Raw genomic sequence first — 22,902 nt, forward strand, 5'->3', positions numbered from 1 at the left:
GCTCACGCGCCCGACACTATCTGGTGTGCGGGGCGCCGACCAGCGCTCCCCGGAATTCACGCGATCTCGACCACGGTCCGCACCGGGGTGGGGTTGCGCGTCAGATCGAGGACGGGGCAGTGGGCGTCCACCGCTTCCTGCAGTTCGAGGTAGCGTTCGCGCGGCTCCGGTCCCGACAGCGTGACGGCGACCCGCACCTCCCCGAATCCGGGGCGGACGTCGTCGAAGCCGAAGAACCCGCGCACGTCCAGATCGCCCTCGGCGCGCGCCGAGATGTCGTCGACGCGGATCCCGAGCCGCTCCGCCCAGACGCGGTAGGTCACCACCTGGCAGGACAGCAGCGAGGCGAGGTAGTACTCGACGGGGTTCGGCGCGGTGTTCTCCCCGCCCAGGGCCGGCGGTTCGTCGACCTCGACGCTGAACCTGCCGAGGGCGACGGTGCTGGCGACGGCGTCGTGCCCGTGCGCTTCGGCGCGGAAGACGGCGTGAGCCCGGGTGGGGTCGTCGGCGATCGCCTCACGATTCGTGTCGACGACGGCGCGCAGGTGGGTGGACGGAGCAGTGGTCATGAATGTGCTTCCTCGACAGTCGGTTCGGGGGAGAGACGGGCCTACGGGCACGGACACGTGGACGTCGCCGTGCGGGCGAAGTCGATGTGGCGGCGACGGGTCAGCAGGAGCACGGCGCAGACCGTAACCAATTCCCGACCGGAAAGCTAGGGATAGGTGCGTGTGTTCCGCGGCTCAGTGGGGGCACCCGGCGGGCGTCAGTTCGGCCAGCCGGGCGATCACGTCCCGGGCGGTGCCGCCTGCCGAGAGCACCTGCCGCTGCCGGACGGCCCCGTTGCCGCACGCCAGCACGGTGTGCAGGCCCTCGCGGGCGTGCTGGTAGCTGCCGAGGTCCTCGAGGGCCGGCCGGACGTGCTCGATCATCGCCCGGAGCAGGTGCGCGGTCGGGCGACGGGCGGTCGACGGAAGGTCGATGCCGTCACCGGGCAGCCCGTCGTGCGCCGCGCGCCAGTACGCGGCCCGCAGCACTTCGGAGGAGAACGGCTCGGCGATGCGGCCGGCATCGAGGGCGCGCAGAGCGGTGAGCACCAGAGCGCGGACGAGGACGGCCACGAGGACCGTCTCGGTGACGGTCGAGGGGACATCGCACACCCGCACCTCGACGGTGGGGAAATTGGTCGACGGGCGGACGTCCCAGTAGACCATCGCCTTGTCGAGGATGCTGCCGCACTCCAGCATCGCCGCGACGGTGCGGTCGTACTCCTCGAGGGACGAGAAGTACGGTGGCGGACCGGCGCTCGGCCAGCGCGACCACAGGATCGAGCGCCAGCTCGCGTACCCGGTGTCGACGCCGCGGTGGATCGGGGAGTTGGCCGACAGCGCCAGCAGGGACGGCAACCACGGCCGGAGATGATTGCTCACCTGCACGGCGGTGGCGCGATCCGGCACGGCCACGTGCACGTGACAGCCGCAGATGCCCTGTTCCCGGGCCAGCATGCCGAAGACGCGTTCCATGCGCAGGTAGCGCGGCTTCGCCGTGACCGGCAGCTCGCGCGACCCGACGACCGGGACACCGACCGCCACCAGCCGGGAGCCGCAGCGGCGGGCGGCCTCGGCGACCAGGGACCGCCGGGTGGACAGGTCGGTGTACAGCTCGAGGGCGTCGTGGCACACGCCCGACGCCGTTTCCACCTGACACCGGTCCAGCTCGTACTGCAGTTCCACGCCGAGGTCGCGGGCCTGCGCGACGACCTCGGAGTTGTTGACGGCGGGTTCCCCGGTTTCCGCGTCGACGAGGAGGAACTCCTCCTCGACCCCCACCGTGGGGAGGTCGGACGATGTGGCCATGGTGCTCCCGGCGGGACTCGCGGTTCGTACCTGAATTCTGCGCCGCCGGTGACGGTGCTGCAGCACTTGCACGAATCCGGGTTGGCGGATCGGCGTGCGTCGCCGCCCGCACAGTACGGTCCTCCCCGGCTCCGCGGGCGACGAACACGCACAGGACCGGTGCCTCGGCCGGAGCGGAGAATCCCGTCGACACCGCCCCGCCCGGCGGTCCGGCCGAGTAGGGTCGATTCCCGGACCGTGGGAGGCGTAGTGAACGAATCGACACCGGTTCCCGGAGGGGCGTGGCCGACTCTGCGTACGGCCGACTGGGCCGCGACCCGGGACACCCTGCACATGTGGCTGCAGATCGTCGGCAAGATCCGGCTGGCCCACGCGCCGATGGTCAACCACTGGTGGCAGGCGACGCTGTATGTCACTCCACGCGGGCTGGGCACCTCGTCGATCCCCTACCGGCACGCCACCTTCGACATCGAGTTCGACTTCTGCGAGCACCGCCTGCACATCCGCTCGAGCGATGGTGGCAGCCGTTTCGTCCCGCTCACCGCACAATCGGTGGCGGACTTCTACTCCCGCACTCTGGGCGCCCTGGACGAGCTGGGCATCGCCACGCGAATCCAGGGCACCCCCAACGAGGTGGATCCGGCGATCCCGTTCGCGCAGGACCGCGAGCACAACACGTACGACCCCGATGCGGCCCACCTCTTCTGGCGGCAACTGCTCCAGGCCGACCGCATCCTCCACGAGTTCCGAGGGGACTTCCTCGGCAAGGTCAGTCCGGTGCACTTCTTCTGGGGCGCGATGGATCTCGCCTGTACCCGCTTCTCCGGACGCACCGCGCCACCGCACCCCGGAGGAATCCCCAACTGTGCCGACTGGGTGATGACCGAGGCGTACTCGCACGAGCTCAGCAGCTGCGGATTCTGGCCCGGCGGTGCGGACGAAGGGGCCTTCTATTCCTACGCCTATCCCGCACCGGAGGGCTTCGCCGCGAATCCGGTGCGCCCGGACGCCGCCTACTACTCCGCCGAGCTGGGTGAGTTCCTGTTGCCGTACGAGGCGGTGCGGACCGCCGCCGACCCCGACGCGGAACTGCTGCGGTTCCTGCGCAGCACCTATGAGGCAGCCGCCGAGCTCGGCCACTGGGATCGGGCCTACCTCGAGCGTCGACCGCGGTGAGCACGTTCGACGAATCCGGGCGGCCCGACGGCCGGGCGGGGTCGCGCGAGACCCCACGAGCTCGCGCGACCTCCGAGTCGGCGGCTCAGAGGAGATGGACCTTCTTGTAGAGGATCTTCGACGGACCGCCGATCAGGCCGACGCTGTCGAGGAACGTCATCAGCTTGGCGCCGGACTTGCGCACGCGGTCGTGGTAGTGGGTGTTGTTCCGGGCCTCGGCGATTGCCCGGTCGCGGTCGACGCCCGCGTTGCTGTACACGTCGGGGTGGATCATGCTCTTGACCACGAAGTACACGGTCACGGCGGTGTTGATGCGCTCGAACTGCAGGCGGGCGCGGCTCGCGCCGGCCAGGCGGCGCGCGACCTCCTCGCGGGCGAACCGGATGTGCCGGGCCTCCTCGAGAACGTGGATCTTGCTGACCGTGCGCGTGACCGGCTGGACGCGTTCGTCGCGCATGAAGTCGCGCTGCATCATGTCCAGGATCTCCTCGGCGGCCATGACGCTCGCGTAGGCGTTGGCGCCCCGGAAGAATCCGCCCCACAGCCGGCCGAGGCGGTGGATGTAGCGGGCGGGACCGTAGTCCGGCATGCCGAGGCGCTCGCCGGCGCGGCCGAACATGACGGAGTGACGGCATTCGTCGGCGACCTCGGTGAGGGCGAACTGGACGTGTCGGGAGTGCTTGTCGCGGTTGTAGACGTCGCGCAGCAGCATCTGCATGAGCAGGATCTCGAACCACAGACCCACGCTCGAGACGCTCGCGGCCTCGTGCTTGGTCAGCTCGATGCGCTGTTCCTCGGTCATCTCGTCCCACAGCGCGGTGCCGTACAGCGTGCTCCACTCGGGGGTCATGCCGTACTTGTCGGCGGGGACGGGGGCCTCCCAGTCGACCTCGACCGTCGGGTCGTAGGACTTGCGGGCCGACGAGGCGAGCAGGCGCTGCGCCGTCTCCTCGCGGTCGGAGAGCGGGACGCCGGGGACGAAGCCCGTGCTCTCGGCTTCCGACGGGCGGGTGAGCGATGCGGTCATGTCTCCACCTTTTTAGTGTGACGACTGGTAACTGTTAATCCGAGGTTACCTCGACGGCCGCCGTCGCACAACGGTGACTTCCGGCCCGGGCCACCACGCGCACGGCACCGCGCCCGCCAGCACGGGCCGCGACGCATGCGGGCGGATCGTCGACGACGTGCCCGCCGCGAACCCGTCGGGCACGGGCACCGCTCAGTCCTGAGGCGGACGCAGCACCGACGGCCGCAGCCGGTGGAAGTCCTTGACCCGCAGCGCGCGCAGGGGACGCAGCCGGAACCGGTCGTCGCCGTCGAGCACGCCGGCGAGGGTCGAATCGACCAGCACCGTTCCCGGACGCGCGGCACCGGTCAGCCGCGCTGCGATGTTGACCGCCGACCCGAACACGTCCCCGAACCGGGCCAGCACCGGCCCCTGCGCCATTCCCACCCGGAGATCCGGGGCGTCGGGACGGGAGCCGGACGACTCCTGCAGCGCCAGCGCGATCCGCGCGGCGTCCGCCGGATCCTCGGCGGCGAACATCACCTCGTCGCCCACGGTCTTGATCACCCAGCCGCCGCCCTGGGTCACGATCCCCGTCGCGGTCGACTCGAAGTCCTCGAGCAGGTCGTTGAGCTCGTCGGCGTCGATCCGGCGGGTCAGGCGCGTGTACCCCACCATGTCGGCGAAGCCGACGACCAGGACCCGGCCGGCCGACTCGCCCCCGGCCCGCACCACGTTGCGTCCCGTCGTTGCCGCCAGGTGCCGTCGCCACACGTACAGCTGCAAGGTCTCGGTCAGGGGCAGGACCCGTTGCAGCAGTTCGTCGACGAACGACCGGATCTCCCGCTCGGAGGGGGTGGTCCCGGTGTACTCGGTCTCGAGCCGATCGAGGATGTGGGTGTTCATCAGGGCCACCTCCCACTCGGCCAGCCGCGACATGGACTGTCCCAGCGACCGCGCGGCCGCCAGTTCCAGGTCGGGGTGCAGGGCGCCGCTCGCCACGATCGCGTCGATGTTCCGCAGCGCCGCGACGTCGCCGTCCGTGAAGGTCCGCGCGTCCGGGTCCGGATCCACGGTGAATCCGAGCGCCTGCCAGAGTCGTTGGGCGCGTTCGGAGTCCACCCCGGCCAGGTCGGCGCTCTCCCGCTGGGTGTAGCGGCGCTCGCCGCCGAGCAGGGTCCGCTCGAGTTCGGCCTGCACGGCCTGCAGGAGCTCGGGCTCGAGCTCCGGTTGCTCCGACGCGCTCACGTCGCTCCTTCCCGGCCGCCGAACGTGACCGGCCGACCCAGCATGGCCCACCTCGGTTCGGGCGCGCAACGAATCCGCGAGAGTGTCGCACCTGTGTGCGACAGTGGTCGCGCCTCCTGCACCACCCAGCCCGAAAGGACGTGGCATGCCGCCCCGCAGACGAGCCGGCACAACCGGCCCGGATCACCTCACCGACGAGCAGCTCGCCGAGCTGACCACCGCCGTCGCGGACGGTCGCCGCGCCACCGTCTATCTCATCGAGGGCATTACGAGCCTGGGCATCGCCCCGGGCGCGTCGGCCCGGGCGGTGTCGGTGGCGGGCCGCACGGTCACCGTCCGTCCCAAGGGCGTCGACGACGAGCTGCCCTTCGAGGCCGAGGAGCTGCGTCTGACGAAGGAGCCGTCGAAGCCGGTCCGCAAGGCCGCGGATCGATCGACCCCGCGCCCCACCACCCCGCGCCCCACCACCCCGCGCACGTCCGCGTCGCAGCCCACCACGTCGGGTCCCTCCCGCGCTCCCGCCCCGAAGAGCTCGTCGTCCCCGGCATCCACCCCCGCCACGAAGGAGACCACCACCGTGCCGCCGACCGCACCCGAACCGCAGACCGGCGCGACCCCGAAGCCGAAGGCGGCGTCGCGCCGGCCCAAGAAGCAGCCCGGCGTGACCGTCACCATCACCATCGACCCCGAGCAGGAGTGGACGGTCGGTGTCGCGCAGGGCACCCGGCGCCTGAGCAAGGCCAATCCCGTCAGCCCCGACGCCGTGGAGCGCGCCGTGCTCGAGCTCGGCGACGAGGCGGCCCTCGAGGCGGTCCGGTCCGTGATCGACGCGGCGCGCCAGGCCGCGGAGGAACGCGTCGCGCAGCTCAGCCGCGAACTCGAGGAGGCCAGAAAGGCGTTGGAGAGTCTGGGATCGGGCCCGACCGGGTAGTCTGATCCGCTGATGCGGCCGGAACCGGCCAGGCGGGAGGGCTCATGTTCAAGCGCGTTGCGATGGCGATCGTCGCGGGGGTCGCACTGCTGACAGGTGGGACGGGGGTCGCGGTGGCGGCGCCGCCGGTTCCGCTCGGGGGCGGGTCGGGCATCACGCTCGGCAACGGATCCGAGGATCTGTTCGACTGCACGCTCGCCACGATCGGCAACGACCGTGGCGGCCGGCTCGTCGGCTTCACCGCCGGCCACTGCGGCGGTCCCGGGACGACCGTGAAGTCCGAGGCGGACCCCGGGGCCGGGGTCGTCGGGCGCATCGTCGGCACCAACGAGGTGCTCGACTACTCGGTGATCGAGTTCGACCGCGGCCGCGTCGCGCCGGTGAACCGGGTCGGCAACGTCACCATCACCGGCGTCGGCACCCCCGTGGGGTTCCCCAACGTGGCGTGCAAGGAAGGCCGCACCACCGGCAACACCTGTGGTGTCGTGTGGGGCGACGTGTTCAACTCCCAGGAGACCTGGACGCAGGTGTGCGTCGTCGAGGGCGACTCCGGCGCCCCGCTGGTCGTCGGCACGACGCTCGTCGCGATGGTCAACGCCTACCTGCTCACACCGTGCATCGGCCCGGAGGTGGGCACCAACTTCGTCACGATCCTCGGCGACGTCGACGCCCGGGGCGGCGTCGGCGCGGGTTACCGCCCCATCTGACGTACAGGCGCGGGCTCGTCGGCCGGCTACGGGACCGACAGCGGTAGCGGCCGGCCGACGAGGCTTCGTCTCGGGGCCGGCAGGGCCGCGGCGATCTGCCGGATCTGCGAGACGGAATGGGCGTGCGGCGTCGCCACCATGGCCGGGATGCCGCTGTCGCCCGCCGCGCGCAGGTCGAGGTCGAGGGGCACCTGCCCGAGGAGCGGTGCCGCGATGGCCCGGGCGAGGCACTCGCCGCCTCCGGTACCGAACAACGGTGTGCTCGCGTGGCACGACGAGCACACCAGCGCCGACATGTTCTCCACGACGCCGGCGACCGGCATCCGCAGGTCACGCGCCATGCGGCCCACCCGCTGGGCGACGGTCTGGGCCGCCGGCTGGGGCGTGGTGACGACGAGGAGCGCCGCGTCCGGCACGAGTTCGAGCAGCGAAAGTGTCACATCTCCGGTGCCCGGTGGCAGGTCGATGAGCAGGACGTCGAGTTCACCCCAGTACACGTCGCGCAGGAACTGCTCGATCGCCTTGTGCAGCATGGGGCCGCGCCAGACGACCGGCTCGTCGTCGCGGACGAAGAACCCGACGGACATGAGGGCGACGCCGAACGCCTCGACCGGCAGCATCGTTCCGTGCAGGGCGACCGGTGCGCGGCGCACCCCGAACAGATGCGGAACGGAGTAACCCCAGACGTCGGCGTCGAGAACGCCGACCCGCTTGCCCTGCTGGGCCAGCGCCACCGCGAGGTTGGCCGTGAGCGTCGACTTGCCGACGCCGCCCTTGCCGGAGGCCACGGCGTACACCCGGGTCGCCGAATCGGGACCGAAGGGGGGAGCGTCCTCTGGTCTCGTGCCGCGCAAGCGGGCGGCGAGCCGCCTCCGCTCGGCTTCGCTCATCGCCGTGAAGACGACCTCGACGCCGGTCACGCCGGCGACTGCCCCGGCGGCCGCGGTGACGTCGGCGGAGAGGGAGGCCTGCATCGGACACGAGGAGGTGGTGAGCCGGACGGTCACCCGGACGAGTCCGGAGCGATCGATCCTCACCTCGCCGAGCATGCCGGCCTGCTCGAGCGGCAGATGCAGCTCGGGATCCTCGACCCGGGCCAGCGCGGCACGCACCGCAGCCGCGGAGACCGCCGGGCCGGACGTCCTCCGCGACAGCAGGCTCATGTTCGCTCCTCCGTCCCGGGCGCGCGGAAGGCACGCCGGCGGGGTTTGACCGGGCGCATCAGGAACTCCGGGCGGCGCAGCCCGGACCGGCTGGGGCCGGGCCGGGTGTACGCCAGCCAGGCGCGGTAGACCTCGCGGGACCGCCGGGTGTCCACCACCACGTCGCCGTACCGGTCGTCGGCGTGGGCCTTCTCCACGCGCACCTTCTGGTGCCAGCAGTGCATGCCCGACAGCGGGTCGGGGTGCACGGCGAAGGCGAGGTTCTGATGCACGCCGGGGTCGTTCCAGTAGATCCGCTCGCTGTCCGGGTCGTCGCTGCGGAACGGCTGCACGCCCTGCTTGTAGCGCAACCGCCACACCCCGTCTCCGTCGTTGTCGAGATCGACGAGGCCCATCGCCCAACGGGATCCGGCGTTCTCGGACGTGCGCCAGCGGCCCATGTGGTGCGAGAGCGCGAGGACGCCGGGGCGGATCGACTCGGTCGCCCACACACGGGCCACGAAGTACCCGATCTCGGTGTTGACCCGGACCAGGTCACCCGTGCCGACGCCGAAGCGCGCGGCGTCCGAGGGATTCGTCCACAGCGGATGCGTGTTGCTGATCTCGTTGAGGTACTTCGCGTTCGCGGACCGGGTGTGGACCAGGGTCGGCAGGCGGAAGGTCGGCACGAGCACGATCTCGTTGTTCGCCGGGTCGATCGAGCGGTGCCCGACGTGGGACTCGATGTAGCCGGGCGTGGCGTACTCCTCCCACCCGAAGTCGACCATGGTCTCGCTGAACAGCTCGAGTTTGCGCGACGGGGTGAGCCACCCGGCGGTCCTGCTGCCGTCCTCGTGGACGACACCGACGGCACCCGCCTCGCCGACGAGCGGCGGGGTCGTGTCCAGGGTGACGGGTTTGCGCAGCACCCCGTGCTCGTCCGGGTCCGCCCCCTCGGTCTCGGCGACCGTCAGCGGCCGCTCGTCGAGCCGGTAGGTGTCCTTGGCGACCTCGAAGACGCCGTATCTGCGCATGTACTCCAGCGGGGTGAGCCCTTGGTCGGCCGCGGCCTTCGGCAGGCCCGGCACGCTGTTCTCGAACACCCACCGGTAGTACTCGTCGACGGTGACCTTCTGCCCGGGCCGGTAGGGGGATTCGAAGAACTTGCGGATGCCGAGGCTGCCGTCGGGGTCGATGCGCCAGGACAGCTCGAACCAGAACTCGTTCTCCTCCCACACCTCTCCGGGATTGGACTCGCGGGAGTCGGACACGCTCCGGCCCATGCGCTCGAGCGCCACCCGGGTGACGGGCTGGCGGAATCCGAGCCACTTGCCGGCGTACTGCTCGTAGGACTGGGTGTCGTGCCGCTCGGTGCTGTGCCCCATGGGCAGGACGTAGTCGGCGAAGGTTGCCGTCTCGGACCACGTGGGGGTGAGTGCGACGTGGCAGCCCACGAGCGATTCGTCGGTCAGGGCCTCCAGCCAGCTGAAGCCGTCGGGGTTGGTCCACACCGGGTTGTAGACGCGCGAGAAGTACATCGACAGCGTGCCGCGGCCGTCCTGGAGCAGATGCGGCAGCAGGATCGACATCTCGTTGGTCGACAGGGGGAACTCGGGGGGCCAGAGCAGCTCGTTCCAGGACTCGTGTCCCTGGGGCAGGTTCGGGCCGTGGGCGATGATCTTGTCCCAGCCGTTGGGGCTGGTGCCGCCCTTGGTGCCGACGCTGCCGGTGAGCACGTTGAGGAAGAACAGGGCCCGCGAGACCTGCCACCCGCCGAGGTTGCCGGCGGTCGCCGCCCGCCACACGTGCGCCGACAGGGCCGAGCCGGCGGTGGCGACGATCCGGGCGAGTTCGGCGATCTGCTTCTCGGGTACCTGCGCCTCCTGCGCGGCGAAGGCGAAGGTGAAGCAGGCGTAGTCCTCGGTCAGTGCGCCGACGAACACGTCGAAGTCGTCGGCGGGCAGGTCGGGGTGGCGGTGCTTCATGTAGGTGGGCCAGTTCACCCAGCGGCGCAGGAATGCCCGGTCGATGTGGCCGGTGCGCAGCAGGTACGACGCGACGGACAGCAGGATCGCCGCCTCGCTGCCGGGCCACGGGGCGATCCACAGGTCGGCGTGGGACGCGGTGTTCGACAGCCGCGGATCGAGCACGACGACCTTGGCGCCGCCCTCAACCTTGCCCTCCATGATCCGCTGCGCGTGCGGGTTGAAGTAGTGCCCGGTCTCGAGGTGGCTCGAGATCAGCAGGATGACCTTGGCGTTCGCGTAGTCCGGTGAGGGCCGGTCGTAGCCACCCCACAGGGCGTAGCCCAGGCGGGCGCCGGCGGAGCAGATGTTGGTGTGGCTGTTGTGTCCGTCCACCCCCCACGCCAGCAGGAACCGCTCGGCGAAGCCGTCCTCGCCGGGTCGGCCCACGTGGTAGACGACCTCGTCCCGGCGGTCCTCGACGATGGCGGCCCGGATCCGGGCGGCGATGTCGTCGAGGGCCTCGTCCCAGCCGATGCGCTCCCACTGCCCACTGCCGCGGGCACCGACGCGCTTGAGCGGGTACAGGATGCGCTCGGGGTCCTTGATCTGGTTGATGGTCGCGGGACCCTTGGCGCAGTTGCGTCCGCGTGAGCCCGGATGCGCCGGGTTCCCCTCGAGCCGCTTGATGGACAGGTCGGACTTGTCCACGTACGCGAGCAGGCCGCACGCCGATTCGCAGTTGAAGCAGGTGGTGGGCACCAGCATGTATTCGTGCGGCACCTTACGAGGGTGGGCCTTGGCGTCGTATTCGACGTGGTGGTCCCAGTTTTCGACCGGAGGAAAGTTCCGCAGCCGCTCGTGCGTGCGCTGACCGGGCAGCGCCGCCCCGGTCGGGGTGTGCTCCGTCTCGGCAGTCATGGGGTTCCCTTCGGGTGGGTGGTCGGGTGCCGGTCGGGCCGCTCACGACAGGGGTGGGTCCTGGCCCGCCCGGACGAACGCAGTCTCGTAGGCCAGCAGTGAGATCTGCGTCAGCAGGCCGGCCGCGACGAGGAGGACGGCACCGGCGGAGCCGTTCCACGACGGGGCGGCCAGTGCGGCCGCCACCACTGCCGGGACGATCGCCCCCAGCCAGAACAGCCGGGCGTAGCGGCCGCGGGTGATGATGTGCGCGGCCAGGGTCGCCTGCCGGCTGGCGTGCCGGCCGGAGTACTCGATGACCAGCATCAGCAGGTGCAGTCCGGTCGAGAGCACGAAGACGCGCACGAGGAAGCCGACCGCCCCGTCGGAGAGACCCGCGAACGGCGCGACGACGAGCAGCGCCCCGGTCCCGACCATGGCGGCCTGAACCAGCAGGTGCCAGAACAACAACGGTGACTGCCACAGGTCGCGGCCCTCGGCCTGCCCGAAGAGGAATCCGGTGTAGCCGGCGACCAGCGCGCCGGAGACCAGGGCGGCCCAGGCGAGCACGGTTGCGCCCCAATCCGATCCGAGGAAGGCGGCGAGGACCCACAGGGCGGCCACCCCGCCGAATGCGGCCAGCGCGTAGGCGCCCCACACGAGCCACGAGGACCAGTTGGATCTCAGGAAGATGTAGAGAAAACGCTCCGGCCGCTTCAGGTCCCAGATCAGCAGGACTCCGGTGAGGGCCGCGCCCGCCATGGCCACTGCGGGCGCCGCGTAGTCGCCCAGCCACCCCAGGTCGATGCCGAGGAGGTGGGCCAGCCCCGCGACGGCGAGGGCGCCGGCGGCGACGGCCTTGGTCCACAGGTAGGTCGTCACGCGCCATCCCCACGGCCGGGGATGCGCGGTGTTCAGCGTGGTGCGCGCCTTCGTGGTGCGATCCCCGGGCAGGTCGGCCGCGGTCTCGCGGCGGTGCGCGTCCGGCTCGGCCCAGATGTAGGTGTCGGCGACCGGGGCGACCAGCGGATCGAGGACCGCCCGGTCGGCACCGAGATAGAAGACGTTCGGCCCGGTGTTCTGTTCCGGCGAGCGCACGGCGGTCTGCTGCGTGCTGACCAGGGTGGCGATGCCGCTGGTCGGGTCGTCGAGGTCGCCGACCCAGATCGAGTGGGTGGGGCACACCACGACGCAGGCAGGCTCCATGTCGTTGTCGACGCGGTGCGCGCACATGTTGCACTTCGCCGCGGTGTGGGTGTCCTGATCGATGTAGATGGCGTCGTAGGGGCACGCCTGCATGCAGCTCTTGCAGCCGATGCAGCGCTCGTTGTCGAAGTCGACGATTCCGTCGTCGCGCTTGAACAGCGCGCCGGTGGGGCAGATCTTCACGCACGGTGCGTCGGTGCAGTGGTTGCAGCGCATCACACCGAAAGATCTTGTGGTGTTCGGAAACTCACCCGCGTCGACGTACTTCACCCACGTGCGGAACTGGCCGAGCGGCACCTCGTGCTCGGTCTTGCAGGCGACCGTGCAGGCGTGGCAGCCGATGCACGTGCGCTGATCGATCGCGAAGCCGTAGCGCACCGTCTCACTTCTTCCGGATGAGGTAGCGGTGGACGCCGTCCTCGCTGTTGTTCTCCAGCAGTTCGTTTCCCGTGTCGGTCGCCCACGACGGGATGTCGCGTTTCGATCCGCCGTCGGTGGCCTCGACGAGCAGGATCTGCCCGGCCTCGAGCTTCTTGATCGCACGCGAGGCGAGCAGCACGGGCATCGGGCATTTCTGTCCCTTGGCGTCGACGACGACGTCGATCTGGTAGTCCACGGTCCGCTCCTGGGTTCCGAAGGGTCAGATGAAGAGGCTGATCTGGGACCTGCTCATCGCGGACAGGGCGGTGGCGGCACCGACGGGCTCGCCCACTCCCTCGAGGAGCTGGTCGCGGCGAAGGCCCAGCAGGTCCATGGTCATCTCGCACGGCCACAGGTTCACGCCCAGCTCGGTGCACATCTCGACCAGCTCGGCGGGGTGGGCCACGTTCTTCTGGCGCGCAAGTCTTTTCATCATCCAGGGCCCGGCGCCGGCCAGGTGGAGCTTCGACAGCTTCATGTGCCGCATGCCCGGCCGGTTCATGCCGGCCAGCGCCTTGGTCATCGCGTCGGTGCCGGTGATCCGGACGTCGTCGCGCACCAGGGGGAACAGTCCCCAGAAGGTGAAGAAGATCGTCGTGGACATGCCGTAGGCGGCGCCGGTGGAGCCGAGAATCAGGGTCGGCCACATTCTGTCCAGATCGCCGCTCCACGCCACGATCGTCATGCTCTCCGGGGCGTCGTCGACGTCACGCTGCGGGTTGTCCGACATGCGCCGGCCCCTTTCGTGGTTGCCGGGGAGGCCTCGTGCGGCCTTCGCGCGGAGTGTTGCGATATGTGATCCAGAACACTACATTCGTGTATGCGCATACCGCAAGATGGTTCGGAAAGTCGCCCTCCCGGTGTGCGGACCACCCGCCCGTTTCGTCCCTGGGAGGACACGTGGCCGATACCGTCACAGCGTTGGAACTGTTTCGCGAGCTCCAGGCGGGCACCGTTCCCGAGATCCTCGACATCCGCAGCACCGAGGATTTCCGGGCCGGCCGGATCGAAGGACCCCGGCCCGTTCCCACTCGCCACGTCCCGGTCTATCGGGTGATGGAAGAACTCGAGGAACAGGCCGCCGTCACGCGGGCGGGCGCCGTCGTCGTCTGCGGACAGGGCAACGGCTCCGAACTGGTCGCCGAGGAGTTCGAGACGCTGGGCCTGCGCACCCGCTCCCTCGAGGGCGGTACCGACGCGTGGAACCGGCTCCTCGTTCCCGTCGAGATCACCGGACTCCCCGGCGACGTGCGCATCTGGCAGTTCCAGCGCCCGGCGAAGGCCTGCCTGTCGTACCTCGTCGGCGTGCCCGGCGGCCGCGGCATCGTCGTCGACCCCGCCAGATCGACCGAGGCATACCTGGAACTCGCTCGAATGCAAGATGTTTCGATCGTGCACGTCGTGGACACCCACGTGCACGCGGACCATGTCAGTGGAGGCCCGGCACTGGCCGCCCGGCTCGATGCGGAGTATCACCTGCCGCCGGAGGACGCCGGCGGCATCGTCCCGTTCCCCAACCGGCCGCTGAAGGAGGGCGACGCACTCGACCTGGGGTCCACCGTCGTCCGGGCCATGACCATGCACCTGCCGGGCCACACCCCCGGCACGACGGCACTGCTGGTCAGCGATTCGGTCCTGCTCGTCGGCGACACCGTCTTCGTCCGGGGACTCGGCCGGCCCGACCTGACCGGCCGGGCCGAGGAGCTGGCGCGGGATCTGTTCCGCAGCGTGCACGACAGGCTGCGGCCCCTCGACCCGCGAACGATGATCGCCCCGGCCCACTGGTCGAGCAGCGAGGAGATCAACGCCGAAGGACTGGTCGTCACCACATTGGAGGAGGTTTTCACCGCCACACTGCTGAACGAGCACGCCCTCGAACGCTTCGTCGAGCAGATCGTGAACTCGCTGCCCGCAGCCCCGCACACCTACGAGACGATCCGCCGCGTGAACGCCGGACAACTCGCCCCCGCCGAGGACGAGCTCGAGGTCCTCGACGTCGGCCGCAACCAATGCGCGGCAGCCACCTCGCTGAGGGCCGCCCACTGAGCGGTGCGGCCACCGACGGCACCGTCGCGCTCGCCGGGCCGGCGCCCCGCCGCGATCCGCTGCCGCCCGGCCGGCGCACCTATAATCGGCACCCGACGCTCGGTTCGGAGGGGTGATGGAACAGGACATCGCGGCACAGTTGCAGGAACTCCACGCCCGAGTCTGCAAGGCCATCGCCGACCCCAAGCGACTGCTCATCATCAACGAGCTGCGGGACGGCGAACTCAGCGTCGGTGACCTGTGCGAGGCGCTGGGCTTCAGCCAGTCCAACGCCAGCCAGCATCTGTCCGTTCTCCGCGAGCGCGGGATCGTGAACGCGCGACGTTCCGGCAACAACGTCTTCTATTCGCTGCGCAGCCGGAAGATCGTGCAGGCGGTGGACCTGCTCCGGGAATTCCTGGCCGAGGACCTGGCCGACCAGGCGATTCTGCGGGGCGCCCTCGACGGCCGGGACGTCGACCTCGGCCTCGATCTGTAGGGCGCCGTCGCGCAGGCCGATTCTCCACCGCCTCGACGGATCCGCGAATCGGGTCAGCCGCAGACCGCGCCGCTCGACGCCGAACCCACCAGCTTCGTGTACTTGGCCAGCACCCCGCGGGTGTAGCGGGGAGGCAGCGGCTCCCACCCCTGCCGGCGGGACGCGAGTTCGTCCTCGTCGACCAGCACGTCGAGGGTGCCGTTCGCGACGTCGAGGCGGATCGGGTCGCCGTCGCGGACGAAGGCGATCGGGCCACCGTCCACCGCCTCGGGAGCCACGTGCCCGACGCACAGGCCCGTCGTGCCGCCGGAGAACCGCCCGTCGGTGAGCAGCAGCACGTCCTTACCGAGGCCGGCACCCTTGATCGCGCCGGTGATGGCGAGCATCTCCCGCATTCCCGGCCCGCCCTTCGGGCCCTCGTACCGGATCACCACCACGTCTCCCGCGGTGATCGTGCCGTCCTCGAGCGCGTCCATCGCGGCACGCTCGCGCTCGAAGACCCGGGCGGTGCCCTCGAACACCGACTCGTCGAACCCGGCGGACTTCACCACCGCGCCGCCCGGGGCGAGGCTGCCCTTCAGGATCGTGATGCCCCCCGTGGGATGGATGGGTTCGCTCAGTGCGCGCAACACCTTCCCGTCCGGGTCGGGCGGGGCGATCTCGGCCAGGTTCTCGGCGACGGTCCGCCCGGTGACGGTGAGGCAGTCGCCGTGCAGCAGGCCCGCGTCGAGCAGGGTCTTCATGATCACCGGCACGCCGCCGATGCGGTCGACGTCCTGCATCACGTGCCGGCCGAACGGCTTGACGTCGGCCAGGTGCGGGACGCGCGCACCGATGCGGGAGAAGTCGTCCAGGCTCAGCTCGACCTGCGTCTCGTGCGCGATCGCGAGCAGATGCAGCACCGCGTTGGTCGACCCACCGAACGCCATCACCACGGCGATCGCGTTCTCGAACGCCTCCTTCGTGAGGATGTCGGAGGCGGTGATGCCGCGGCGCAGCAGGTTCACCACGGCCTGCCCGCTGCGGCGGGCGTACCCGTCGCGGCGGCGGTCCGTCGCCGGCGGCGCCGCGCTTCCCGGCAGCGACATGCCGAGCGCCTCGGCCGCGCTGGCCATCGTGTTCGCCGTGTACATGCCGCCGCACGCGCCCTCGCCGGGGCAGATGGCCCGCTCGATCGCGTCGACGTCCTCCCGGCTCATCAGCCCGCGGGCGCAGGCGCCGACCGCCTCGAAGGCGTCGATGATCGTCACGTCGCGTTCGGATCCGTCGGACAGCTTCGCGACGCCCGGCAGGATCGACCCCGCATACAGGAACACGGCCGCCAGGTCGAGACGCGCGGCGGCCATCAGCATTCCGGGCAGGGACTTGTCGCATCCTGCGAGCAGTACCGACCCGTCGAGCCGCTCCGCCTGCATGACCGTCTCCACGCTGTCGGCGATCACCTCCCGCGACACCAGCGAGAAGTGCATCCCCTCGTGGCCCATCGAGATGCCGTCGGAGACGGAGATCGTGCCGAACTCGAGTGGATACCCGCCGGCGGCGTGCACGCCGTCCTTGACCGCCTGCGCCAGCCGGTCCAGCGACAGGTTGCACGGGGTGATCTCGTTCCACGACGAGGCCACCCCGATCTGCGGCTTGCCCCAGTCGTCGTCGCCCATGCCGACCGCGCGGAGCATGCCGCGCGCCGCGGTCTTCTCGAGGCCGTCGGTGACGTCGCGGCTGCGGGGCTTGATGTCCGGCTCGGTCGCGCTGCTCGCCTCCGGCTCGGTCGGCGTGCTCGCCTCCGGCGCGGTCGCGCTGCTCGCCTCCGGCTCGGTCGGCGTGCTCATCGCGTTCCTCCCGGTCGGGGATCACGCCCGGTCAGCGCCAGCAACCGGTCCTGCACGGCCGCGTCGTCGGGCACCGGCACGGGCGGCGCGAACAGCCCGCTCGCGGCCAGCATGTCCCGCTGCGGTTGTATGTCCTCCCACACGGCCGCCACCAGGTCGGGATCGAGGCGCTCGTCGGCCCCCACGGCCCGGGCCAGGTCCCACGTGTGGATCGCGATGTCCGCGACCTGCTGCCGCAGATAGTCGCGGACGGGCACCATCCCGTAGGACAGGTGCACCTGCTTGTCCGGGTCGGTGGACGCCCACGCGACGGAGGCGTCGACGGCGTGCCGGTCCCATTCGGCGGACAGGTCGTCGCCGAGCGGGTCGAGTTCGGCCTCCGCCTCGGCGATCGTCCTGCCGGCGAGCAGCGGCGGCACCCACCGTTGCTCGTCCACGACGTGCCGGACCAGGGTGGCGACGTCCCATTCGGTGTCGGGGGTGGGGGCGGACCAGTCGGTGACCGCCGAGAGCCGGCTCTCGAAACCTTGCCGGGCGATGTGCTGCAGTTCGAGCCAGTCGTACGACATGGATTCAGACTAGGCGGGCCGTGGCGGCGGCACCGGGTTTCCCGGCGTGCGGCGGCCCGCGATGTTCGGAAGGATCGGTGTCGCCGCACCTGGTGCGGTCCCCCGATCGTCCGGACAGTACTGGAGAAGTCATGCCCGTCCCCACCGTCGAGCTCGCCCCCGGCCTGACCGTCAGCGCACAGGGATACGGCGCGATGTCGGTCTCGCCCGCCTACGGCCCCGTCGATCTCGACGAGGCCTTGGCGACGCTGCATCACGCCGTCGACCTGGGGGTCACGTTCGTCGATACCGCGAACGTCTACGGCGACGGCACCAGCGAACGGGTCGTCGGGAAGCTGCTGCAGGACCGCGGCGACGAGGTGCAGGTGGCCACGAAGTTCGGGCTCGTCGGCGCGCTGGGCAGCGGTAATCGCGGCATCGACGGCCGTCCCGAGTACGCGAAGAAGGCCCTCGACGAGTCCCTCGGCCGGCTCGGGGTGGACCGCGTCGACCTGTACTACCTGCACCGCGTGGACCCGGACGTGCCCATCGAGGACACGGTCGGCGCGTTGGCCGAGCTGGTGCAGGCCGGCAAGATCCGGCACATCGGGTTGTCCGAGGCCACCGGCGACGAGCTGCGCCGCGCGCACGCCGTGCACCCGATCGCCGCGATCCAGTCCGAGTGGAGCATCGTCTCCCGGGACGTCGAGAAGAACGTCGTGCCGACCGCCGCCGAGCTGGGCATCGGCTTCGTGCCGTACTCGCCGGTCAGCCGAGGTCTGCTCACCGACGCCTTCGATGCCGCCCGGATCGGGGAGAAGGACCTGCGCCGGCGCTTCCCCCGATTCGACGCCGACGCGCTGCCCGCGAACCTGCAGGTGCGTGCCGCGGTGCGCGCGGTGGCCGACGAGGTGGGCGCGACGATCGCGCAGCTGGCGCTGGCGTGGCTCGACGCCAAGGCGCGGCAGTTCGGGCTGCCGTCGGTGGCGATCCCGGGCAGCCGCTCCGCCGCGCGGGTCACCGAGAATGCCGGCGCGCTCGACGTGCGTCTCACCGACGAGCACGTCGCCAGGCTCGACACCCTCGCCGACGCGGTCGTGGGTGGGCGGGCCGCGGACCCGACCTGGGTGTCGTGGGGCCGGGAGTGACTACCGGCGGGTAGTCGCGTCGCCGCGTAGGGTCGTTTCATCATGAAACGGGTTTGGTGGGTGTGGGGCGTGGGTGTCCTCGCCTATGTCGTGGCCGTCATGCATCGCACGTCGTTCGGCGTTTCCGGACTCGCCGCGACCGAACGCTTCGACATCACCCCGGCCGTGCTGTCGGGCTTCGTGGTCCTGCAGATCGTGGTGTACGCGAGCATGCAGATCCCGGCCGGGGTGCTGCTCGACCGGTTCGGTTCCCGGGTGATGATCGCCTCGGGTGCGGCGATCATGGCGGTGGCGCAGCTGGTGCTGGCGTTCACCGAGTCCCTGCCCGCCGCCTATGCGGCCCGCGTCTTCGTCGGGGCGGGCGACGCGCTGACCTTCATCTCGGTGCTGCGGCTGGTGCCGGTGTGGTTCGACACGCGGCGGGTGCCGCTGGTGTCGCAGCTGACCGGCATCCTGGGGCAGCTGGGTCAGGTGCTCTCGGCGCTGCCCTTCGTGCTGATCCTGGGCGGAGCGGGGTGGAGCGCGGCGTTCGCGAGCGCCGCGGCGCTCGGCGTGCTCGCCTGCGTGCTCGCGGTCGCAGTGGTGCGCGACGCGCCGCCGGGGGTGGTCGTGCGGACCGAGGCTGCCGGGATGCGGCAGGTGCTCGGGCAGATCGGGGTGGTGTGGCGCAGACCGGGCACACGGCTCGGCTTCTTCACCCACATGGGCACCCAATTCTCCATCACCACGTTCGCGTTGCTGTGGGGCGTGCCGTACCTCCAGTCCGCGCAGGGCCTGTCCGCGGCGGCCGCCGGTTCGCTGCTCACCCTCTCCGTGGTCTCGGCGATCGCGGCCGGCCCGGTGCTCGGGATCCTCAGCGGCCGGTTCCCGCTGCACCGATCGTGGCTGGTGCTGTCGATCATGGTGAGCAACGCCGCGATGTGGACGGTCGTGCTGCTGTTGCCGGCGCCGGCCCCGATGTGGCTGCTCGTCCTCCTGATCGTGACCATCTCGGTGGGCGGACCCGGGTCTATGATCGGATTCGACTATGCGCGGACATTCAACCCGAGCACCGCGCTCGGCACCGCCCAGGGCATGGTCAACATCGGCGGATTCCTGGCGTCCCTGCTGGTGATCCAGGCGATGGGGTTGATCCTGCAGCGTCTCGGCGGCTACACCTTCGAGGCGTTCCGGGTCGCCTGGCTGGCGCAGTATCCCGTGTGGGTCGTGGCGATCATCGGGGTGCTCGTCACCCGCGGCAAGGCCCGCCGCGAGGCGGGCGTGTCGCCGCGGACGCTGCGGCAGGTGCTGCGCGACGGTCGTCGCGCGGGGCCGGCGAATTCGCAGACGCGGATCGAGGAGGCTGGCGATGACGGGGAGCGGACCCGGGCGGACTGACATCCTCCGGCGGGATCTGGCTCGGTTCCTGAAGACCTGCGGGTTCGGTGTCGAAGAGTTGCGGACGAAGATCGACATCGTCCGCAGCGAGTTCGCCGACACCCACGGTTACGATCCCGTCGAGCATGCCGAAACGTGGCTGACCACGCCCGACTCGGTCCTGGACGAGGCCGATCCGCCGCTGCGGGTCGAGGACCTCGGGCGGGACGTCGCCGGGATCCGGCTCACGTGCGCCGTCACCGCCGACGTGTACCGCGTACGGGACCTGCTCGTCGCCCGGCGGGACGTGCGGGTGATCGAGGCGAGGGACTACATCAGGCGCGCCGGCCCGGACGGGTACCGCGGGCTGTGCCTCGTCGTGGAGGTGCCGGTGGCGTCGACCGGCCGGGTGCGGACCGTGTACGTGGAGGTGCAGATCCGCACCGGGGTCATGGAGTCGTGGGAGAGCGTGGCGACGCGGCTGCGCACCGAGTTCGACGGTCACGTCCCGCGGGAGATGCTCGACGAACTGCGCGCCGCCGCGGAGAGCGCCCGGGATCTCGACTCGCGGATCGGCGCGTTGCAGCGGCACGTGGAGGAGCGGTCCGAGGCGGACCGGGACGCACCTCCGGCGTAGGTCCGCTCGCCCGGCGTGGCCGCGCGCGGACGGCACCGATGCGCGCGGGGGATCACGGATACGACGAACCCCGCCGCGAGCGCGTCGCGACGGGGTTCGTGCTGCGGGGCTCAGTTGTAGCTGTAGAAGCCCTGGCCGGTCTTGCGGCCGAGGCGGCCGGCGTCGACCATGCGGCGCAGCAGCGCCGGGGGCGCGTAGTGCGGCTCGGCGAACTCGTCGTACAGCGACTGGGCGGCGTTGAGGGTGACGTCGAGACCGACGGTGTCGATGAGGGTGAGCGGGCCCATCGGGTAGCCGCAGCCGCCCTTCATCGCGGCGTCGATGTCTTCCTTCGTCGCGTAGCCCGACTCGAGCATCCGCACGGCGGACGTCAGGTACGGGATCAGCAGCGCGTTGACGATGAAGCCGGCGCGGTCGCCCGCGCGGACCGTCATCTTGCCGAGGGTGTTCTTGACGTAGTCGAAGACGGCGTTCGCCGTCTCCTCCTCGGTGGTCAGCGCCGAGATGATCTCCACCAGCGGCATCACCGGCACCGGGTTGAAGAAGTGCACACCCACGACCTGTCCCGGGCGCGACGTCGCCTGGGCCATCTTGATCACCGGGAGCGACGACGTGTTGGTCGCCAGGATGCCGGAGGGCTTCACGACCGCGTCGAGCTTGGTGAAGATGTCGACCTTGAGCGACTCGATCTCGGGTGCCGCCTCGATGACGAGATCACGGTCGGCGAGATCGGCGACATCGGTGGTGACCCGAACCCGCGCGATCGCGGCGTCGGCCTCCTCCTGCGTGATCTTGCCGCGGGCGACGCCCTTGCCGATCGAGCCGGAGACGCGCTTGCGGGCCGCGTCGGCGAACTCCTCGCTGGTCTCGAGCACGATCACGTCGCTGCCGGCCTTGGCGCACACCTCGGCGATGCCGGCCCCCATCGTGCCGCCACCGACTACACCGATCAATTCCACTGCCACGGGAGATTCTCCTCGATACGAAGGTTGGACCAGGGTGAACTTACTGCCGCCGCGTCAGCGGAGCAGCGCGCGGGACATGACGACCCGCTGGATCTGGTTGGTGCCCTCGTAGATCTGGGTGATCTTGGCGTCGCGCATCATCCGCTCGACCGGGAAGTCGGTGGTGTAGCCGGCACCGCCGAACAGCTGCACGGCGTCCGTGGTGACCTCCATCGCGACGTCGGAGGCGAAGCACTTGGCGGCGGAGGAGATGAAGCCCAGGTTCGGCTCCCCGCGCTCGGCGCGCGCCGCGGAGGTGTACACCATCAGGCGTGCCGCCTCGACCTTCATGGCCATGTCGGCCAGCATGAACTGCACACCCTGGAAGTCGGAGATCGGCTTGCCGAACTGCTTGCGGTCCTTGGTGTAGGCGATCGCCGCGTCGAGCGCACCCTGCGCGAGGCCGACCGCCTGCGCGCCGATGGTGGGGCGGGTGTGGTCGAGGGTCGCGAGGGCGGTCTTGAAGCCGGTGCCGGGCTCGCCGATGATGCGGTCGCCGGGGATGCGGCAGTTCTCGAAGTACAGCTCGGCGGTCGGGGAGCCCTTGATGCCGAGCTTCTTCTCCTTGGGGCCGACGACGAAGCCCTCGTCGTCCTTGTGGACCATGAAGGCGGAGATGCCGTTGGCGCCCTTGTCGGGGTCGGTGACGGCCATGACGGTGTACCAGCTGGACTTGCCGCCGTTGGTGATCCAGCACTTGGAGCCGTTGAGGATCCAGTCGTCGCCGTCGGCCTTGGCGCGGGTACGCATGCCCGCGGCGTCGGAGCCGGCCTCCCGCTCGGACAGCGCGTAGGACGCCATGTCGCCCTTGACCAGGTCGGGCAGGACCTTCTGCTTGAGTTCCTCGGAGCCGGACAGGATCAGGCCCATGGTGCCGAGCTTGTTCACGGCCGGGATCAGCGAGGACGAACCGCAGACGCGGGCGACCTCCTCGATGACGATGCAGGTGGCGACCGAGTCGGCGCCGTCGCCGCCGTACTCCGTGGGGACGTGGATCGCGTTCAGGCCGGACTTGTTGAGGGCGTCGAGGGCCTCCTGCGGGAAGCGGGAGTTCTCGTCGACGTCCTTGGCGTAGGGCGCGATCTCCTTTTCGGCCAGCGCGCGGATGGCGGCGCGGAGCTCATCGTGCTCCTCGCCCAGCTTGAACAGACCGAACTCCGGGTTGAAGGCCATGACGGCGGACTCCTATCGGCACGCAGTGCCAGTTCTTGTTTGGGTGTCGCATCCATCCTACTGAGTGGAGGGCTCGCGACGTCACGAAATCGGTTCCAGTGAACCACGGCACTCAGTGCCACGTCAA

The 22,902-nt window shown here is 70.5% G+C and carries 21 protein-coding genes; 8 read left to right on the top strand and 13 right to left on the bottom strand.

The window, feature by feature from the left end; translation table 11 throughout:
* Nucleotides 1-56: 56 nt before the first annotated feature.
* Nucleotides 57-569, bottom strand: a complete 513-nt coding sequence (locus A4U64_RS01140) for an OsmC family protein (protein WP_006930353.1) — start codon at nucleotides 567-569, stop codon at nucleotides 57-59.
* Nucleotides 570-743: 174 nt separating this feature from the next.
* Entirely contained in the window at nucleotides 744-1,856 is a 1,113-nt protein-coding gene (locus A4U64_RS01145; protein ID WP_065922023.1) for a carboxylate-amine ligase, read from the bottom strand.
* Nucleotides 1,857-2,189: 333 nt separating this feature from the next.
* Here A4U64_RS01145 and A4U64_RS01150 point away from each other — a divergent pair, with 333 nt between their 5' ends.
* Complete coding sequence (locus A4U64_RS01150) at nucleotides 2,190-3,032, top strand: DUF5996 family protein (protein WP_231772966.1); 843 nt, start codon at nucleotides 2,190-2,192, stop codon at nucleotides 3,030-3,032.
* Between the two features lie 85 nt (nucleotides 3,033-3,117).
* Here A4U64_RS01150 and A4U64_RS01155 read toward each other — a convergent pair whose 3' ends face one another.
* Both A4U64_RS01155 and A4U64_RS01160 read right to left on the bottom strand, forming a co-directional pair.
* Nucleotides 3,118-4,059, bottom strand: coding sequence for an AurF N-oxygenase family protein (locus A4U64_RS01155; RefSeq protein ID WP_029546368.1), 942 nt, complete (start codon nucleotides 4,057-4,059; stop codon nucleotides 3,118-3,120).
* Between the two features lie 192 nt (nucleotides 4,060-4,251).
* Nucleotides 4,252-5,286, bottom strand: a complete 1,035-nt coding sequence (locus A4U64_RS01160) for an adenylate/guanylate cyclase domain-containing protein (RefSeq protein WP_029546367.1) — start codon at nucleotides 5,284-5,286, stop codon at nucleotides 4,252-4,254.
* A 145-nt stretch (nucleotides 5,287-5,431) separates the two neighbouring features.
* On the opposite strand from A4U64_RS01160, the gene A4U64_RS01165 reads away from it, so the two are divergent.
* Complete coding sequence (locus A4U64_RS01165; RefSeq protein WP_065922025.1) at nucleotides 5,432-6,217, top strand: DUF6319 family protein; 786 nt, start codon at nucleotides 5,432-5,434, stop codon at nucleotides 6,215-6,217.
* A gap of 44 nt (nucleotides 6,218-6,261) precedes the next feature.
* Nucleotides 6,262-6,924: a hypothetical protein gene (locus tag A4U64_RS01170; RefSeq protein ID WP_043802893.1), complete on the top strand. Its 663-nt coding sequence runs from the start codon at nucleotides 6,262-6,264 to the stop codon at nucleotides 6,922-6,924.
* Between the two features lie 26 nt (nucleotides 6,925-6,950).
* Here the strand turns inward: A4U64_RS01170 and A4U64_RS01175 are convergent, their stop codons facing one another.
* The 5 genes from A4U64_RS01175 to A4U64_RS01195 are packed head-to-tail and all read right to left on the bottom strand — an operon-like array spanning nucleotide 6,951 to nucleotide 13,286.
* Nucleotides 6,951-8,087 (bottom strand): Mrp/NBP35 family ATP-binding protein, encoded by a 1,137-nt coding sequence (locus A4U64_RS01175; protein ID WP_051446183.1) that lies wholly within the window; start codon nucleotides 8,085-8,087, stop codon nucleotides 6,951-6,953.
* Nucleotides 8,084-10,951: a molybdopterin-dependent oxidoreductase gene (locus A4U64_RS01180; RefSeq protein WP_065922026.1), complete on the bottom strand. Its 2,868-nt coding sequence runs from the start codon at nucleotides 10,949-10,951 to the stop codon at nucleotides 8,084-8,086. The genes A4U64_RS01175 and A4U64_RS01180 overlap by 4 nt, the downstream gene beginning before the upstream one ends.
* A 42-nt stretch (nucleotides 10,952-10,993) precedes the next feature.
* Nucleotides 10,994-12,514, bottom strand: a complete 1,521-nt coding sequence (locus A4U64_RS01185) for a 4Fe-4S dicluster domain-containing protein (RefSeq protein WP_065922027.1) — start codon at nucleotides 12,512-12,514, stop codon at nucleotides 10,994-10,996.
* A 4-nt stretch (nucleotides 12,515-12,518) separates the two neighbouring features.
* Complete coding sequence (locus tag A4U64_RS01190; RefSeq protein ID WP_006930338.1) at nucleotides 12,519-12,752, bottom strand: sulfurtransferase TusA family protein; 234 nt, start codon at nucleotides 12,750-12,752, stop codon at nucleotides 12,519-12,521.
* A 24-nt stretch (nucleotides 12,753-12,776) separates the two neighbouring features.
* Nucleotides 12,777-13,286 carry a DsrE/DsrF/DrsH-like family protein gene (locus tag A4U64_RS01195; RefSeq protein ID WP_006930336.1) on the bottom strand — a complete coding sequence of 170 codons (510 nt, stop codon included), beginning with the start codon at nucleotides 13,284-13,286 and terminating at the stop codon, nucleotides 12,777-12,779.
* A 191-nt stretch (nucleotides 13,287-13,477) separates the two neighbouring features.
* Between A4U64_RS01195 and A4U64_RS01200 the strand changes: the two genes are divergently transcribed.
* Nucleotides 13,478-14,602: an MBL fold metallo-hydrolase gene (locus A4U64_RS01200; protein ID WP_232334144.1), complete on the top strand. Its 1,125-nt coding sequence runs from the start codon at nucleotides 13,478-13,480 to the stop codon at nucleotides 14,600-14,602.
* A 115-nt stretch (nucleotides 14,603-14,717) separates the two neighbouring features.
* Entirely contained in the window at nucleotides 14,718-15,080 is a 363-nt protein-coding gene (locus tag A4U64_RS01205; RefSeq protein WP_006930324.1) for an ArsR/SmtB family transcription factor, read from the top strand.
* Between the two features lie 53 nt (nucleotides 15,081-15,133).
* Here the strand turns inward: A4U64_RS01205 and ilvD are convergent, their stop codons facing one another.
* Both ilvD and A4U64_RS01215 read right to left on the bottom strand, forming a co-directional pair.
* Nucleotides 15,134-16,909, bottom strand: a complete 1,776-nt coding sequence (gene ilvD / locus A4U64_RS01210; RefSeq protein ID WP_232334145.1) for a dihydroxy-acid dehydratase — start codon at nucleotides 16,907-16,909, stop codon at nucleotides 15,134-15,136.
* Complete coding sequence (locus A4U64_RS01215; protein ID WP_006930322.1) at nucleotides 16,906-17,478, bottom strand: TIGR03086 family metal-binding protein; 573 nt, start codon at nucleotides 17,476-17,478, stop codon at nucleotides 16,906-16,908. The genes ilvD and A4U64_RS01215 overlap by 4 nt, the downstream gene beginning before the upstream one ends.
* Before the next feature lie 131 nt (nucleotides 17,479-17,609).
* Between A4U64_RS01215 and A4U64_RS01220 the strand changes: the two genes are divergently transcribed.
* From A4U64_RS01220 to A4U64_RS01230, 3 genes are read left to right on the top strand one after another with little or no spacing between them, the layout of a single operon-like run.
* Nucleotides 17,610-18,605 (top strand): aldo/keto reductase, encoded by a 996-nt coding sequence (locus A4U64_RS01220; protein ID WP_065922029.1) that lies wholly within the window; start codon nucleotides 17,610-17,612, stop codon nucleotides 18,603-18,605.
* 42 nt (nucleotides 18,606-18,647) lie between these two features.
* Nucleotides 18,648-19,982, top strand: coding sequence for an MFS transporter (locus A4U64_RS01225; RefSeq protein WP_006930320.1), 1,335 nt, complete (start codon nucleotides 18,648-18,650; stop codon nucleotides 19,980-19,982).
* Entirely contained in the window at nucleotides 19,954-20,598 is a 645-nt protein-coding gene (locus A4U64_RS01230; protein ID WP_065922030.1) for a GTP pyrophosphokinase, read from the top strand. Before A4U64_RS01225 ends, A4U64_RS01230 begins: the two co-directional genes overlap by 29 nt.
* A 110-nt stretch (nucleotides 20,599-20,708) precedes the next feature.
* Here the strand turns inward: A4U64_RS01230 and A4U64_RS01235 are convergent, their stop codons facing one another.
* A complete protein-coding gene (locus A4U64_RS01235; RefSeq protein ID WP_029546354.1) occupies nucleotides 20,709-21,557 on the bottom strand; it encodes a 3-hydroxybutyryl-CoA dehydrogenase in 849 nt (282 codons plus the stop codon).
* A 60-nt stretch (nucleotides 21,558-21,617) separates the two neighbouring features.
* Complete coding sequence (locus tag A4U64_RS01240; protein ID WP_006930317.1) at nucleotides 21,618-22,775, bottom strand: acyl-CoA dehydrogenase; 1,158 nt, start codon at nucleotides 22,773-22,775, stop codon at nucleotides 21,618-21,620.
* Between the last annotated feature and the right edge of the window lie 127 nt (nucleotides 22,776-22,902).

The organism is Rhodococcus sp. WB1, assembly GCF_001700945.1.
Taxonomy (GTDB): Bacteria; Actinomycetota; Actinomycetes; order Mycobacteriales; family Mycobacteriaceae; genus Rhodococcus; species Rhodococcus aetherivorans.

Coding starts and splice junctions, on each gene's coding strand:
- ilvD (WP_232334145.1), bottom strand. CDS start 16,909: ATGAGCACGCCGACCGAGCCGGAGGCGAGCAGCGCGACCGCGCCGGAG.
- A4U64_RS01155 (WP_029546368.1), bottom strand. CDS start 4,059: ATGACCGCATCGCTCACCCGCCCGTCGGAAGCCGAGAGCACGGGCTTC.
- A4U64_RS01225 (WP_006930320.1), top strand. CDS start 18,648: ATGAAACGGGTTTGGTGGGTGTGGGGCGTGGGTGTCCTCGCCTATGTC.
- A4U64_RS01180 (WP_065922026.1), bottom strand. CDS start 10,951: ATGACTGCCGAGACGGAGCACACCCCGACCGGGGCGGCGCTGCCCGGT.
- A4U64_RS01170 (WP_043802893.1), top strand. CDS start 6,262: ATGTTCAAGCGCGTTGCGATGGCGATCGTCGCGGGGGTCGCACTGCTG.
- A4U64_RS01145 (WP_065922023.1), bottom strand. CDS start 1,856: ATGGCCACATCGTCCGACCTCCCCACGGTGGGGGTCGAGGAGGAGTTC.
- A4U64_RS01165 (WP_065922025.1), top strand. CDS start 5,432: ATGCCGCCCCGCAGACGAGCCGGCACAACCGGCCCGGATCACCTCACC.
- A4U64_RS01140 (WP_006930353.1), bottom strand. CDS start 569: ATGACCACTGCTCCGTCCACCCACCTGCGCGCCGTCGTCGACACGAAT.
- A4U64_RS01230 (WP_065922030.1), top strand. CDS start 19,954: ATGACGGGGAGCGGACCCGGGCGGACTGACATCCTCCGGCGGGATCTG.
- A4U64_RS01150 (WP_231772966.1), top strand. CDS start 2,190: ATGTGGCTGCAGATCGTCGGCAAGATCCGGCTGGCCCACGCGCCGATG.
- A4U64_RS01205 (WP_006930324.1), top strand. CDS start 14,718: ATGGAACAGGACATCGCGGCACAGTTGCAGGAACTCCACGCCCGAGTC.
- A4U64_RS01175 (WP_051446183.1), bottom strand. CDS start 8,087: ATGAGCCTGCTGTCGCGGAGGACGTCCGGCCCGGCGGTCTCCGCGGCT.
- A4U64_RS01220 (WP_065922029.1), top strand. CDS start 17,610: ATGCCCGTCCCCACCGTCGAGCTCGCCCCCGGCCTGACCGTCAGCGCA.
- A4U64_RS01195 (WP_006930336.1), bottom strand. CDS start 13,286: ATGTCGGACAACCCGCAGCGTGACGTCGACGACGCCCCGGAGAGCATG.
- A4U64_RS01215 (WP_006930322.1), bottom strand. CDS start 17,478: ATGTCGTACGACTGGCTCGAACTGCAGCACATCGCCCGGCAAGGTTTC.
- A4U64_RS01240 (WP_006930317.1), bottom strand. CDS start 22,775: ATGGCCTTCAACCCGGAGTTCGGTCTGTTCAAGCTGGGCGAGGAGCAC.